At 64.4% G+C, this 14,140-nt stretch carries 15 protein-coding genes; 6 read left to right on the top strand and 9 right to left on the bottom strand.

Going from position 1 to position 14,140, the window contains the following annotated elements; translation table 11 throughout:
- Positions 1 to 157: 157 nt before the first annotated feature.
- Both MSIL_RS01585 and MSIL_RS01580 read right to left on the bottom strand, forming a co-directional pair.
- Positions 158 to 1,732, bottom strand: coding sequence for an OpgD/OpgG family glucan biosynthesis protein (locus MSIL_RS01585; protein WP_012589358.1), 1,575 nt, complete (start codon positions 1,730 to 1,732; stop codon positions 158 to 160).
- 55 nt (positions 1,733 to 1,787) lie between these two features.
- Positions 1,788 to 2,066 carry a hypothetical protein gene (locus MSIL_RS01580; protein ID WP_012589357.1) on the bottom strand — a complete coding sequence of 93 codons (279 nt, stop codon included), beginning with the start codon at positions 2,064 to 2,066 and terminating at the stop codon, positions 1,788 to 1,790.
- A 188-nt stretch (positions 2,067 to 2,254) separates the two neighbouring features.
- Between MSIL_RS01580 and MSIL_RS01575 the strand changes: the two genes are divergently transcribed.
- Positions 2,255 to 3,970, top strand: a complete 1,716-nt coding sequence (locus tag MSIL_RS01575; RefSeq protein ID WP_012589356.1) for an AMP-binding protein — start codon at positions 2,255 to 2,257, stop codon at positions 3,968 to 3,970.
- A gap of 4 nt (positions 3,971 to 3,974) precedes the next feature.
- Here MSIL_RS01575 and MSIL_RS01570 read toward each other — a convergent pair whose 3' ends face one another.
- Both MSIL_RS01570 and MSIL_RS01565 read right to left on the bottom strand, forming a co-directional pair.
- On the bottom strand, positions 3,975 to 4,607 hold the full coding sequence (locus MSIL_RS01570) for an NrsF family protein (protein ID WP_012589355.1): 633 nt from the start codon (positions 4,605 to 4,607) through the stop codon (positions 3,975 to 3,977).
- Positions 4,604 to 5,161, bottom strand: coding sequence for a sigma-70 family RNA polymerase sigma factor (locus tag MSIL_RS01565; RefSeq protein ID WP_012589354.1), 558 nt, complete (start codon positions 5,159 to 5,161; stop codon positions 4,604 to 4,606). Before MSIL_RS01565 ends, MSIL_RS01570 begins: the two co-directional genes overlap by 4 nt.
- 194 nt (positions 5,162 to 5,355) lie before the next feature.
- On the opposite strand from MSIL_RS01565, the gene MSIL_RS01560 reads away from it, so the two are divergent.
- Genes MSIL_RS01560 through MSIL_RS01545 form a run of 4 tightly spaced genes read left to right on the top strand, consistent with a single transcriptional unit; the run spans position 5,356 to position 7,857 of the window.
- Positions 5,356 to 5,652, top strand: coding sequence for a BufA1 family periplasmic bufferin-type metallophore (locus tag MSIL_RS01560; protein WP_012589353.1), 297 nt, complete (start codon positions 5,356 to 5,358; stop codon positions 5,650 to 5,652).
- A gap of 57 nt (positions 5,653 to 5,709) precedes the next feature.
- Positions 5,710 to 6,600 (top strand): MNIO family bufferin maturase, encoded by an 891-nt coding sequence (bufB, locus tag MSIL_RS01555; RefSeq protein WP_012589352.1) that lies wholly within the window; start codon positions 5,710 to 5,712, stop codon positions 6,598 to 6,600.
- A gap of 8 nt (positions 6,601 to 6,608) precedes the next feature.
- The gene (locus MSIL_RS01550) at positions 6,609 to 7,400 is read left to right on the top strand and encodes an HvfC/BufC N-terminal domain-containing protein (RefSeq protein WP_244406196.1); all 792 of its coding nucleotides are present in this window, start codon (positions 6,609 to 6,611) and stop codon (positions 7,398 to 7,400) included.
- Positions 7,384 to 7,857, top strand: a complete 474-nt coding sequence (locus MSIL_RS01545) for a DoxX family protein (protein WP_012589350.1) — start codon at positions 7,384 to 7,386, stop codon at positions 7,855 to 7,857. Before MSIL_RS01550 ends, MSIL_RS01545 begins: the two co-directional genes overlap by 17 nt.
- Positions 7,858 to 7,862: 5 nt before the next feature.
- Here MSIL_RS01545 and chrA read toward each other — a convergent pair whose 3' ends face one another.
- Together chrA and MSIL_RS01535 are read right to left on the bottom strand one after the other, a co-directional pair.
- Entirely contained in the window at positions 7,863 to 9,266 is a 1,404-nt protein-coding gene (gene chrA, locus MSIL_RS01540) for a chromate efflux transporter (protein WP_012589349.1), read from the bottom strand.
- A gap of 11 nt (positions 9,267 to 9,277) precedes the next feature.
- The gene (locus tag MSIL_RS01535) at positions 9,278 to 10,096 is read right to left on the bottom strand and encodes a chromate resistance protein ChrB domain-containing protein (RefSeq protein WP_012589348.1); all 819 of its coding nucleotides are present in this window, start codon (positions 10,094 to 10,096) and stop codon (positions 9,278 to 9,280) included.
- 238 nt (positions 10,097 to 10,334) lie between these two features.
- Between MSIL_RS01535 and MSIL_RS01530 the strand changes: the two genes are divergently transcribed.
- A complete protein-coding gene (locus tag MSIL_RS01530; RefSeq protein ID WP_041367460.1) occupies positions 10,335 to 10,580 on the top strand; it encodes a hypothetical protein in 246 nt (81 codons plus the stop codon).
- Between the two features lie 20 nt (positions 10,581 to 10,600).
- Here the strand turns inward: MSIL_RS01530 and nadC are convergent, their stop codons facing one another.
- The 3 genes from nadC to nadA are packed head-to-tail and all read right to left on the bottom strand — an operon-like array spanning position 10,601 to position 14,103.
- Positions 10,601 to 11,449 carry a carboxylating nicotinate-nucleotide diphosphorylase gene (gene nadC / locus MSIL_RS01525; RefSeq protein WP_012589346.1) on the bottom strand — a complete coding sequence of 283 codons (849 nt, stop codon included), beginning with the start codon at positions 11,447 to 11,449 and terminating at the stop codon, positions 10,601 to 10,603.
- Between the two features lie 38 nt (positions 11,450 to 11,487).
- Complete coding sequence (locus MSIL_RS01520; RefSeq protein ID WP_244406195.1) at positions 11,488 to 13,026, bottom strand: L-aspartate oxidase; 1,539 nt, start codon at positions 13,024 to 13,026, stop codon at positions 11,488 to 11,490.
- A 39-nt stretch (positions 13,027 to 13,065) separates the two neighbouring features.
- Positions 13,066 to 14,103, bottom strand: coding sequence for a quinolinate synthase NadA (gene nadA, locus MSIL_RS01515; protein ID WP_012589344.1), 1,038 nt, complete (start codon positions 14,101 to 14,103; stop codon positions 13,066 to 13,068).
- Between the last annotated feature and the right edge of the window lie 37 nt (positions 14,104 to 14,140).

Here is a 14,140-nt window from a genome sequence, read left to right as displayed (position 1 = left end):
GCCGGGCTTTATTACAATTGGGAGACAGAGCTGTCAGCCGGCGCCTGAGCCATATTCCGATGACTTGATTCAGTCTGATCGACAGAACTGGGTCAAGCTTCTGAATTCGCGGCGATTGATATCGCCGAATGGGCCGATCCGTCGAAAGGCGCTTCAATCAAAAAGGATGATATTGGAAGATCCAGGTTTCGCTTAAGATCTTTTCGCCCGACCGCAGGAAGAGGCGCATTTCCACCGGATCGATCCCGGGCGAAGCGGTCAGGTCGAACTGGGCGCGCCAATGGCCCGGCTGATCGTCCGGCACGGCTTCGGTGAAAATATAGGAGAAGGTCCCGCGCGAGGCCCACAGCACCGGCTCGGGCTTTTCGCCGAATGGCAAGTTCGCGAGCGGCGGCCCGGCGAACTCCACCATGAATTTCCGCACGCCCTTCGGTCGCGGCTGGCCGGGCTGGCCGCCATTGCCGAGACGGGTCGCAACGCAGCGGGCGAGATCGGTCGGAAACGGCTCGTCCGCCTGCCAATGGAGGCGATAGGCGAGCGACACATCCGACCCGGCCGTCGCTGGCGTCGCAGGCGTCCACATGGCGACGATATTGTCGTGGATTTCGTCGTCGGTCGGAATTTCGACGAGCTCGACGCTCCCTTTCCCCCATTTGCCGGACGGCTCGACCCAGAGGCTTGGGCGGCGTTCGTAATAGACGCCGTCCTGATAATGATCGAAATTGCGATCGCGCTGCAAAAGCCCGAAGCCGCGGGGATTTTCGTCGCCGAAAGCCGACGCCATGATGCGCGGCGGATTGTTCAGCGGACGCCAGATCCGCTCGCCGGTCCCCGACCAGATGGCGAGCCCGTCGGAATCATGGACCTCAGGGCGCCAGTCGATTCCGGTCTCCTTCTTCGTCTCGGAAAACCAGTACATGGAGGTGACCGGCGCCAGGCCGAACCGCGTCACGTCAGCGCGCAGGAACAGCGTCTGATCGATGTCCATGACGACGCCTTTGCCGCGCGTCATGACGAAACGGCAGGCGCCGACGATCGAGGGCCCTTCAAGCAGGGCATAGATCGTCAGCGAATCCCCTGTCGCCGACCCGTCGATATAGAATTTGGTGAAATCGGGAAATTCTTCCGGCTTGCCGGCGACGGCCACGTTAAGCGCCACCGCTCGGGCGGAGAGACCATATTGGCGCAACGCGCCGATCGAACGGAAATAGGCCGCGCCCAGAAAGGCGACCCAGTCATTCTTGCGCCAGTCGAGCGCGCCGTCGCGCGGCTCCTGAATACGCAGGCCGGCAAAGCCCGCGCCCTGCGGCAGCTTTTTGGCGACGGAATCATCCGGCATCGTGAAATAGCTTTGATCGTAGATGATCTCGCGCGCGCTGGCGCCTTCGACGACATTCATCTCGACGGCTTTCTGGAAGAACATGCCGAGATGGAAAAAGCTGACCGGAAACCGCCCCGGACCGTTGGCGAATAGCGCATGATCCATGTCGAAGGCGATTTTGCCCCAGGCCTCATAATTGATCTTGCCGACGATCTCGGGCGCCGGATGCGGCGGCCCGACATAGGGCTCGGCCGCCCTGCGCTTTGCCGCCGCCTTCAACCCTTCAAAGGAGAAAGGCCGCGCCGGACCGAGCTTCAGCCCCTCCAAGGCCGCGGCCGCGCTGAATCCCGCCGCGCTAAAACCCATCGCAGCGGCGGCCTTCAGCACCGACCTCCGGTCAAAGCCAGTCATTCTCAAACCCTTGTGATGAGATGCGCGCAGCGCGTCGGGGCGTCGGGCGTAGGGCTCAGCCGCGGATCGGCTCATGCCTGATGGCGATGCGCATGAAAAAATAGAGGAGGACGAAGCCGCAAAGGGTGAAGCCGATCTCGATCAGCCGGCTGATCGAGGGATCGAGCTGCAACAGGCCGCCGATCGCCCATCCCGCCGCCCAGGACGCGCCGACCATTTCCGTGCCGACGAGGATGGCGACCGCGACGATGGTTGAAAGATGCAGCCAATTGATTGGCTTGGGGGTCGCCAAATTCGCCGGGGAAGGCGAATTCTGAGCCGGAATCTGAGCCAAGTCGCGATTTCTCCTGCATGCGGCGTCGCCACCGCCTCGCGCGCCGCGGCGCGCCAAGATAGGCAAATAGGCCCCGCGAGTATATCATAGCGGCGCGCGGAGCAAGGCCGCGGCCGCGCTCCGGGCTCGGCTTTGGCCCGCGACACGAAACAAGAAACGAAGAACCCGCGGGGCAATGGGCAGACGCCATGAGAGAACAGGCCGTGGATTTGCGCCCGCCGTGGCTCAAGACCTACCCCTCGAGCGTTCCCGCCGAAATCGAGACGCCGCGCTACCGGCTGCTTGCCGAAGCCCCCGCCGATCTGGCGGCGAGGCGCGGCGGGGCGAGCGCCTTCACCACAGTCATGCCGAATGGCATGTCGGGGCGGCTCTCCTTCAATGACGTCGACCGGCTGTCCGACGCTTTCGCCGCCTATCTGCGCGAAAATCTGAAACTTCCGACAGGGGCGCGAATCGCGGTGCAGACCCCGAACGGGCTCGCCTATCCGATCGTCGCCTTTGGCATATTCAAGGCGGGCTGCACGCTCATCAACGTCAATCCGCTCTATACCGCCACGGAAATGATGCATCTGTTCGCCGATGCGCAGCCGGACGCGATCGTCGCCATCGACATGTTCGCGGAAAAACTGGCGGATGCGCTGGAGAACGCGCCCATTCCCAATGTTGTCCTGACCTCGGCGGCGAGCCTGTTTCCGGCCGCGCCCCGGCTCATCATCGGGGCCGTGCAAAAATATGTCCGAAAGGAAATCCCTCGCCCGCGCTTTGCCGCCTGCGCCTTCGCTCAGGCGCTCGCCATGGGGGCGCAAAAAATCTCGGAAGGCGCGGATGTGCGGGCCTATACGGCCGGGCTCGATCCCGATGCGGTCGCCTGCCTGCAATATACCGGCGGCACCACCGGCGTCAGCAAAGCCGCTATGCTCAGCCATCGCAATCTGATCGTGAATGTCGCGCAATTCTTGAGCTTCGTCGGCGGCGCCATTCGCGAGGACGATCATGTGCTGACTGCGCTGCCGCTCTATCATTGCTTCGCCTTTACCGTGAATATGCTAGGCTTCTTCTTCCGCGGCGCGCACAATGTGCTGATCCCCAATCCGCGCCCGCTCGTTAATCTGCGGCCCGCCTTCGCCAAGGCGCCGATTTCTTTCATTACCGGCGTCAACACCCTGTTCAAGGGACTGCTGCATGAGCGCTGGTTCGTCGAGAAGCCGCCACAGCATTTGCGCCTGTCCGTCGCCGGCGGCATGGCGCTGCACGAGAGCGTCGCCAAAAGGTGGGAGCAGGTGACGCAGACGCCGCTGATCGAGGGCTATGGCCTCAGCGAAGCCTCGCCTGTGCTGACCTTCAATCCCACGCTTCGCGTCAAACCGGGAACGATCGGCGTGCCGCTGCCCTGGACCGACATCAAATGCGTCGACGACAATGGCCGCGAAGTCGCGCCGGGGGAACATGGCGAACTGATCGCGCGCGGTCCGCAGATCATGAGCGGCTATTGGCGCCAGCCCGAGGAAACCAGGATCGCCCTGCGCGATGGCTGGCTCTACACCGGCGACATCGCCACCATGGATGAGGAAGGCTATTTCACCCTCGTCGACCGGCGCAAGGACATGATCCTCGTCAATGGCTTCAATGTCTATCCAAATGAGGTCGAGGCGACGCTGACCGAACATCCGGGCGTCAAGGAATGCGCGGTGGTCGGCGTGCCCGACGCCGGCGTCGGCGAGGCGGTCAGGGCTTTTATCGTCCGCGCCGACAAATCGCTCGACGCCGAGGAGTTGCGCGACTTCTGCCGGACGCGGCTCGCCCCTTACAAAATACCAAGACACGTCGTCTTCCGCGACGATCTGCCGAAATCGAATGTCGGCAAGATCCTGCGCAAGGATTTGCGCGGCGACATGTCGCCGTGACGCTTTACCAGCGCAAAAGACGCGCCCCGACCGCCGCGCCGAGCGCCGTCAGGAAAGCGATCGCGATCGGATACCAGACCGCCACGAACAGCGGCGAATCATCGGGGCAATGGGAGGCGTAGAGCGCCGCGCCGATCGCCCCGGCGAACAGGCCAGCGCCCGCGCCGGCGACGGCCGGGCGCTCCGGCGCGCCGTTGCGCAACGCCACGAGGATGGCGATGAGCGGCGCGATGCCAAGGAGCGGAATAGTCTTCAGGCAGAACATGGCGTTGTGTCCGATCATCGTCGTTTCCCAATTGGCCGGGCTGACGACGAATAATTCGAAGATAACGCCGACCCCAAGCAGCGCCGGCGGCAGCGCCAGCAGAAACAGAGCGCCCCGCCACGACCCGCCCGGACGGAACAGGCGAAGGACGAAAAGGCCGGCGAGCGCCGCGAGCAGATAGCAAACCAGCAGCTTCAGGGAAAAGCGCGGGTCGGCGAGCAACGACAGGAAATGCGGCCGCGGGCCGAAACGCGAGAACAGCGCGATCGCGACAGCGAGGCCTGGAATCAGCGCGAGGCACAACGCGCGGCCAGGGGCCAGGGGCATCTCCCTGTCCTCGGAAATCGCGTTGATAAGCTCGCTCGTCTTCATGATTCAACACTCCTGAATTTTGCCGCAAGGGCCGCAAGGCCCCGATGCAAAGCGACGCGAACGGCGCCATTGCTCATCGACAGGCGGCTCGCCGCCTCGTCGATCGAGACGCCCTCGACTGCGATGCAGTTCACCACCTTGCGCTGGCCAGGCGGCAGCTCTTCGAGGTGGCGCTTGACGTCGGATACAATCGAGTCGGATCCCGCGTCGGCACTCGGCAAAGACTCGGCGAAATCGTCGATCGACAGCTCTATTCGCCGGCCGCGCCGCCGCAACGCATCGATCAGCTTGTGACGAGCGATGGCGAAAAGCCACGGACTGAGCGGCGCCTGTTCATCCCAGGTCTGCCGCTTCAAATGCACCGCAAGTAGGGTCTCCTGCACAATATCCTCAGCGTCGGTCAGCGCGGCGCCTGCGCGCGCGACGCCCCTTCGCGCGAAGGCGCGCAGCGCCGGCGTCAGCTGGACAAGCAAATTCCGATAGGCCGCGGCGTCGCCCCCATTGGCCGACAGCATGAGCAGGCGCCATTGCTTTTCGCGGTCCTCGACGCGCACGCGCGCTCCAATCGCATGATGATCTTCGCCGCCGTCGCCGCTGGCGTTACACGACTGCGTCAAAGAACGGTCAATAATTCGTCAACGCCAAAAAAGCGACGTCCCGTGTAACGCCCCGCGCCGTAGAGGCGAAGATGAAGGCGCAAGGCGCAGATGCTTCGCCTGGGCAGTCCCTCTCGATAAAGGAAACGAACATGTCCGCCAACACCAGTTTGACCGCTTCCGCTCTCGCCGGCGCTTTTGCCGCCGCTCTGTCCCTTATTGCGTCGCAGGCCTCGGCCGGCCCGGTCGAGCCGCAGCCGGGCAAGGACAAATGCTACGGGATCTCGCTGAAAGGCCACAATGATTGCGCGGCGGGCGCCGGAACCTCCTGCGCCGGCACCTCCAAGGTCGATTATGACGGCGGCGCCTGGAAATATGTCGCCAAAGGCGCCTGCGACACTATCAAGACGCCGCATGGAACGGGTTCGCTCGCTCCCACCAAATCCTGACAAGAGGGATTGACCGGCGCGCGGAGTTTTCGCGCGCCGCATCGCTTGGAGCGCGCTATGAATTACATTTCCGCCCCGCCTGCGCTTCTTCCGGCGCGCGCCGGCGTCGGCTTCAAGCCGGAGCATTTCGACGGGATCGCCGCAGAACGGCAGCCGCTCGGCTTCTTCGAGGTTCATGCCGAAAACTACATGGGCGCGGGGGGCGTTCCCCATGCACAGCTGCGCTTCCTGCGCGAGCGCTACGCGCTTTCGCTGCATGGGGTGGGTCTCTCGATCGGCTCGCCCGAGCCGCTCGATCGCGATCACCTTTCCCGCTTGAGGCGGCTTTGCGCCCTCTATCAGCCGGAGAGCTTTTCAGAGCATCTTGCCTGGTCATCGCATGGCGGCGTGTATTTTAACGATTTGCTGCCCCTGCCCTACACGGAAGAAACCCTCGCCGGCGTCGCCGCCCACGTCGACGAGACGCAGACCGCGCTGGGTGGGCGCATCCTCATCGAAAATCCGGCGACCTACGTCCGCTTTTCGCAAAGCGACATTCCCGAAACGGAATTTTTGGCCGAGCTCGCACGGCGCACGGGGTGCGGTCTGCTGCTTGATCTCAACAATGTATTTGTCAGCGCGCGCAATCACGGCGAGTCGGCGCTCGGCTATCTCGCCAGCTTTCCGCTGCGCAGCGTGGGCGAGATTCATCTTGCCGGATTTTTCGACGCCAGCGAGGAGGCGGCCGCGCCTTTGCTCATCGATTCGCATGGGGCGACGGTGGCAGACGAGGTCGTCTCCTTGTTCGAGTGGACAATCGAACAAACCGGACCTCTGCCGACGCTGATCGAATGGGACAATGACGTTCCGGACTGGCCCGTGCTGCTTGCCGAGGCGATGAAAGCGCAAGACCGGCTTCGCCATGCCGAACGCGGCTATGCGCGGCGACTTGACCGGAGAGCGTTATGACGTCCGTCATGTCTAGCCTTGCGGGCGATTTCGCCGCCGCGTTGCGCGATCCGCTCGCCACGCTGCCCGCTGCGCTTTCGGCTCACGCCGCTCCGGCGGCATCGAAGCGCTTTGCTGTCTATCGCAACAATGTCGCGGTGAGTTTGATCGGCGCGCTAGAGGCGCGTTTCCCGGCGACGCGCCGTCTCGTCGGAGATGAATTTTTTCGCGCCATGGCGTGTCTCTATATCAAGGCGCAGCCGCCGCGTTCGCCGCTGATGATGCGCTATGGCGACGAATTGCCGGGCTTCATCGCGAGTTTCGAGCCGGCCGCCGAGATCGTTTATCTTGCCGATATCGCGCGCCTCGAGGCCGCGCGCACGCAAGCCTATCACGCCGCCGACGCCGAGCCGCTCGAATTGTCAGCCCTCGCGGCGCTCGATCCCGAGAGTCTCGCGCGTCTGCGCCTCGCGCCGCATCCGTCGCTGGACATTGTCGAATCGGCGTTTCCGATCGTCACCATCTGGGCAAGCTGCACCGGCGAAGCGCCTTTGACGGCGATCGAGGATTGGCGCTGCGAAACCGCCCTCATCGCGCGGCCGCGGCTTGAAGTCGAGGTCCGCCGCGCTCCGCCTGGCGCAGCGGCGTTCCTCGAAGCTTTAGGGCGCGGCATGAGTTTCGGTGAGGCCGCCAATAGCGCCGCCGCTCGCGCGAAAGATTTCGACCTCACTCTCATGATCGCCAGTCTGATCGGCGGCGGGCTCGTCGTCTCAGCGGACGGCGCCAAACGGATGGAGACAATTCATGGATATCACGCATAGAATTTCCGAGCCGGCCGTCCCCGTGCGGGCGATCCAAATCTTCATCGACCTTCTCAACCGAATTCCGCAATCCTTCCTTTCGCTCTGCGCGCGCGTGTTTCCCGCCGCCGTGTTCTGGATGTCCGGCGAGACCAAGGTCGATGGCTGGCATCTTAGCGACAGCGCCGTCGATTTATTCCGCGACGAATACAGGCTGCCCCTGATCGATCCGTCGATCGCGGCGCATCTTTCGGCCTTCGCGGAGCATTTCTTTCCGTTCCTGCTCGTCGTCGGCCTCGCTTCGCGCTTCGCCGCGCTCGCTTTGCTTGGAATGACGCTTGTCATTGAAATCTTCGTCTACCCCGACGCATGGCCGACACATGGCGTGTGGGCGACATGCTTTCTTGTGGTCATCGCCCGCGGCCCGGGCGTTTTTTCGCTGGATCATCTGATCGCCCGGCGCTACGGGGCCAAATAGAAAGATCAGCCCGCCGCCGTCAGCTTCAAAAGCACGGCGCCGCCGGCCGCGCAGGCGAGGAGCGTCGGCGCCATGCCAATCTTGAATCGCAACATCGCGACCAGCGCCGCCATGGACAGAAGCGCGGCGCGCCAATCGATCGAAGCGATCACCGGCAGGTCGGGACTGATCCCGAGAAAATCGAAGCGCCACGCCTCACGAAAGATGACGTGCAAGGCAAACCACAACGCAAGATTCATGATCACGCCAACGACGGCCGCCGTGATGGCCGACAGGGCGGCGGAGATCCCCTTATTGTCGCGCAGCGCTTCGATGTAGGGGCCGCCGAGAAAGATCCAGAGAAAGCATGGCGCGAACGTCACCCAGCTGGTGAGCAGCGCGCCAAGGGCCCCAGCGAGCAGAGGGGTCAGCGCGCCCGGCGCGCGATAGGCGGCGAGGAAGCCGACAAATTGCAGCACCATCACCAGCGGCCCCGGCGTCGTCTCGGCGAGACCGAGGCCGTCGACCATTTCGCCAGGCGCAAGCCAGCCGAAGGCGACGACCGCCGCTTGCGCCACATAGGCCAGAACCGCATAGGCGCCGCCGAAGGTCACGACCGCCATCGAGCTGAAAAAGGCGCCGATCTGCGTCCAGACGCTGGACCATCCAGTGAGAATCCAGAGCGCTGCGACCGGACCAAGCCAGATCGGCAGCCAGACGGCGAGTACGCGCAAAGCGCGCGCGAGCGAAGGCTCCGTGTGAGCCATCTCGCCGCGCTCAAACATGCCGTCGACGACCCCCTTGAGATCTGGCGCCGAACCCGCCGAACCATGTCCGCGGGCGATGAAGAGCTCGGGAGCGTAACGGGCGCCAATCCAGCCCAGGGCGCCGGCGGCCAAAATGATCAGCGGGAACGGAATATGAAACACATAGAGACCGAGAAAGGCGGCGGCGGCGATCGCGACCATCGCCCGATTCTTCAGCGCACGGCGGGCGATTCGCAGCATAGCCTCGACGACAACGGCAAGCACCGCCGCCTTCACGCCGAAAAAGAGCGCATCGACCACAGGGGCGGTGCGAGTGAGCGCGTAGATGATGCTAAGGGCGAGCATCACAACAGCGCCGGGCAGAACAAACAACACGCCGGCGACGAGGCCGCCGGGCGCGCGATGCATCAGCCAGCCGATGTAGACAGCAAGCTGCTGCGCCTCGGGACCCGGCAACACCATGCAATAGTTGAGAGCATGCAGAAAGCGCTGCTCGCCAATCCAGCGGCGCTCTTCGACAAGCTCCTTATGCATCAAGGCGATCTGGCCGGCCGGGCCGCCGAAGCTCAGCAGGCCGATTTTGGCCCAGACCCTCGCGGCCTCCGCAAACGTCGGAGGCGCGGGCGGAGCCATCGTTTCCTGCGGCCTGAAATTGACGGACATGCTCGCCTCCCTCACGCCATTTTCCGGCCGGGCGGCCAGTTATGCGTCTCGTCGGTGGCGTCGCGCGACCAGCGATAGAAGGCGTCATAGAGAAGCAGTCCCGCCTCGAGCTGCTCGAGATCGTCGCGGAACATGCGCGACAGTCCGAGCGAGGCGGCGAGAAAGCCCGGCGCTTCCGGCGCGAGATCGAGCCGAGCGGTATCGGCCGCCCGCACGATCGTCGCCAGCCGCGCGAGCGGCTCAGATTTCAGGCCGAATTCCTCGATCATCGTATCGAAGGCGCATCGCTCGCCGCGATGGCTCCAGAACACATTGTCGATGTCGAAAGCCGCGCCGTTGAAGCGTTCTGCCACGGCGCCGACCTCGGAGGCCGCAACAAAGAGAAAAACGGCGGCCGGATCGACAAAGCGGCGAATCAGCCAGGGGCAGGCGATGCGGTCGACCTTCGGCCGCGCGCGCGTCACCCAAAGCGTTCGCCCGGCGGCGTCGGCCGGCGGCAGCTTGGCGGTTTTGACAAGCAGGCCGCCTCCCGTGCGCCAGGCGTCAAAACCGCCTTCCAGCGTTTCGGCCTTGACGCCGGCCTGACGCAGCCAGGCGGCGGCCCCCTGGCTCGGATCAGATCCGCGCTGACAGAGCACGACGACGTCGCGGCCAATCAGTTCTTTGGCAAGGATTTCGACCATCCGCGCGTCGCGGCGGCGGGAAGCCGGCAGCAGGCGGGGGTCGGAGGCGAACTCCTCCTCCGTGCGGAGATCGACGATGGTCGGCGCGGTCGACAAACCGACGAGCCGAGTTAGCTGCGAGGGGGTAATTTCTGTATTTGAGGGCATCAGCGTCCAACCCTTTTAAGGGATCATGGACGCGATCTTTGGGCTGGCGCCTCACGGGGTAATCGCGATCAACCCCATGGCGGCAACTAACCACGGCCGCTCCTTTGGCGTCAATGACTCTTGCTTTTGATGGCGGCGCGAACACACGGGATTTTCCCCGGTTTCGCCGGAAAGCGGGGAACCTTTCATGTCCGCCGGCATTGTAGAGCTAGCGCCATGTTTCACTCTGGAGAACGCCATGAAAAAAGGTCTTTTCGCCGCGGTCGCTTTTAGCGCCCTTGCTCTGACAGCCGGCGCGGCCTCGGCCCAGATTGAATTTCCGCTCCTTATCGCCGACGTCCAATATAGCCAGCCGATGCTTGGCGTGACGCCGATCGAGACGGTTCAGGAAGGCCGTAGCGCTTTCGCGCCGGCGCCCGCCGACACGCTGACCCCCTTCGACGAATTCGCCCCGATCGATTTCGAGCTGGAACCCGCGCAGTAACCATCAGGCGGCGCTTCGGCTCAGGGCTCGAAATCGAGCCCGATGTCGAGGATTGGCGCGCTATGCGTTAGCCAGCCCACCGAAATGACATCGACCCCGGACGCCGCGACGGCGGGGGCCGACGCTGCCGTTATCCTCCCAGACGCTTCTGTAACGGCCCTCCCCGCGACGATCCTGACAGCCTCTGTCAGCATGTCGGGAGTCATATTGTCGAGCAGGACGACGTCGACCCCCTGCTCCATCGCCTCCACCAGCTGTTGCAGCGTATCGACCTCAAGCTCGATCTTGACGAGATGGCCGGCTGCGGCTTTCGCGCGCCGCAACGCCTCGGCGACGCCGCCGGCGATGGCGACATGATTGTCCTTGATCAGCAGAGCGTCGTCGAGGCCGAACCGATGGTTCGAGCCACCGCCGGCGCGCACGGCATATTTCTCGACCGCCCTCAGGCCGGGCGTGGTTTTCCGCGTGCAGACGATCTTGGCCTTATACCCTTTGACCGCCGCGACCAGCGTGGCGGTTGCGGTCGCAACGCCGCTGAGATGGGAAAGAAAGTTCAGGGCCGTCCGCTCGGCTGTCAGAACGCCCCGCGCGGGTCCGGTGATGACAGCGATCCGATCGCCCGCCGCGACGGCTGCGCCGTCCGGACGCTCGATGCGGACAAAGATGCGCGGATCGATCAGTTCGAAAGCCAGCCGCGCAAGGTCGAGGCCAGCCACCACTCCCGGCTGCCGGGCGGCGAGAACCGCGCGCATGTTGAGGCTGGCCGGAGCGATGGCGTCGGAGGTGACATCGCCCGCCCGGCCAAGATCTTCCAGCAGCGCGCCGCGAACCAGCGGCTCGGTCAGCAATCTTGGCAGCGGCGCTAGCATCGCGCGGGGCTCATCTCACACCATGTCCTGGACGAATTTCAGTCGGCCATTTCGGGAAGGAATTCCTCGGCCGCCCGCACCGCTTCGTCAAGCCGTAGCGTGGTTCGGCGGGGCGCCGCCGCAAGACCGGGATAATCCGTGCGGGCATGGGCGCCGCGGCTTTCCTGCCGCTTCAGCGCCGCGACGGCAATCATCAGACCGACGCTCGCCGCATCGCTCGCGGTCGCGTCCGTGCGCGACAGGGCAAGCAGAGCGCCGGCGGCCTGCCGCAATCCGTCGCGCTCGCGCAACACGCCGACTGCACGCGACATGATTTTCCGCACAGGCGCCGGATTTTGGGGGACAATCTGCGCCGCCTCACCCGACAGCTTACGCCGGCGCGTCGGGCTCGCCGCCGCGACGCTCTCGGCGACAAAACCGCCGCACACAATGGCTTCGAGCAGCGAATTGCTGGCGAGCCGGTTCGCTCCATGCAGTCCCGTGCATGCGGCCTCCCCGCAGGCCCAAAGCCCTTCAATGGAGCTGCGGCCGGCAAGGTCCACCTTGATGCCCCCCATGTGATAATGCGCCGCCGGGCGGATCGGGATCGGCTGTGTCGCGGGATCTATGCCAACAGCATGGCAAAAGCCGGTGATCGCGGGAAATTTTTCCGCGAAATGGGAGCCGACGGCTTCGCGCGCGTCGAGGAAGACGCGATGGCCCGCCGCGAGCTGCGCGAACACGGCCCGGGCGACGATATCGCGCGGGGCCAGTTCTTTGCCCGGCGTCTGCGCCATGAATCTGTGGCCGCGCTCATCAACGAGGATGGCGCCTTCGCCGCGCACGGTTTCGCTGATAAGCTTTAGTGGAAAATCATCGCTGTCGAGCGCGGTCGGGTGAAACTGCACGAATTCGAGGTCAGCCATCTCCGCCCCGGCGCGGGCCGCCAGCGCGAGCCCCGAGCCGAACGAACCCGCCGGATTCGTGCCGTGCAGATAAAGCCCGCCGACGCCGCCCGTCGCGATCACGACGTGGTTGCAGGCGATCAGCAACGGCTCGCCCTCGGCTTCCGCAACAAGGCCGGCGACGGCGCCGTCCTCGATAATGAGGCGATGCGCTTCGACTCCTTCGAGGAAGGTGATCGAGGGCGTGTTGCGCGCGCGGGCGATCATTGCGCGCATGATTTCGCGGCCGCTGCCGTCGCCGCCGGCGTGGACGATGCGCCGGCGCGAATGGGCGGCCTCGAGGCCGAGCATCAGGCGTCCCTCCGCGTCGCGGTCGAAGGGCGCGCCAAGCTTTACGAGATTTTCGATCGCCGCCGGCGCAGCAGCGAGAATGGCCTTTGCCGCCACTGCGTCGCAAAGCCCGTCGCCTGCCTTCAGCGTATCGGCAAGATGCAAGGCGAGATCGTCGTCAGGGCCGACGCTGGCGGCGACGCCGCCCTGCGCCAGCACGCTCGAGGCTTCCGTCCCGAGCCGCGCCTTGCTGACAAGAATCACCGGGGCCGGCGCGAGCGCGAGCGCCGCCGAAAGTCCGGCAAGGCCGCCGCCTATGATGATGCAAGCGCCTGTCGCGTCCATCGTGATTGCACCTGCCATGATCTGATTTTGAGAGACGAGCCGAAACCGCGCAGCGGGCTATTTGACCGCCAGCATGCGCTCGACCGCAAGCCGGGCCCGGTCGGCGACGCTCGGGTCGATCTCGACGGCGTGCTGCATCGTCTCAAGCGAGCGCCTGATGTTGCGCAGCGTGATCTTCTTCATATGCGGACAGAGATTGCAGGGACGCACGAAGTCGAGATCGGGATGCAGCACGGCGACATTGTCGCTCATCGAGCATTCGGTGAGGAGCACCAGCTTGGCCGGACGCTCGCGCGCGACATAGGCCTGCATCGCCGCGGTCGAGCCGGAAAAATCAGCCTCCGCCACGACTTCGGGGGCGCATTCGGGATGGGCCAGCACGACGACGCCGGGGTAATCCTCGCGCAGATCGCGCACCTCCTGCGCGGTAAACAGCTCATGCACCTCGCAATGGCCGGACCAGCTGATGATCTTGACGTCGGTCTGCGCCGCGATGTTGCGGGCGAGAAATTCGTCCGGCAGCATGATGACGCGGTCGACGCCGAGCGATTCGACGACGGCCTTGGCGTTGCCGGAGGTGCAGCAGATATCGGATTCGGCCTTCACTGCGGCCGAAGTGTTCACATAAGTGACGACCGGGACGCCAGGATAGGCGGCGCGCAGGCGCCGGACATCTGCCGGCGTAATCGAGTCCGCAAGCGAACAGCCGGCCCCCAAGTCAGGGATCAGCACGGTCTTGCTTGGATTGAGCAGTTTCGCCGTCTCGGCCATGAAGTGCACGCCCGCGAGCACGATGACGTCGGCGTCGACGGTCATCGCTTCCCGCGCCAAAGCGAGGCTGTCGCCGACGATATCGGAAACGCAGTGAAAAATTTCCGGCGTCTGATAATTATGCGCCAGCACGACGGCGTTGCGCGTGCGCTTCAGCGTCATAATAGCGTCGATCTCGGCGGCATAGACTGGCCACTCGATCGCCGGCACGGCGTGGCTGACCTTGGCGTAAAGGTCGCGCGCAGAGGGCGCCTGGGGTTTGGGCGTAAAGGAGTGACCTTCGCCGCGAATCGTTGAACGCAATACTTCCGCCGGCGAAGCCATAGCCTTATACTCCCTGTGAGCATTATTGTATCATATG

The organism is Methylocella silvestris BL2, assembly GCF_000021745.1.
Taxonomy (GTDB): domain Bacteria; phylum Pseudomonadota; class Alphaproteobacteria; order Rhizobiales; family Beijerinckiaceae; genus Methylocapsa; species Methylocapsa silvestris.
The sequence above is the reverse complement of the archived record's forward strand: the minus strand, read 5'-3'. Positions and strand labels throughout refer to the sequence as shown.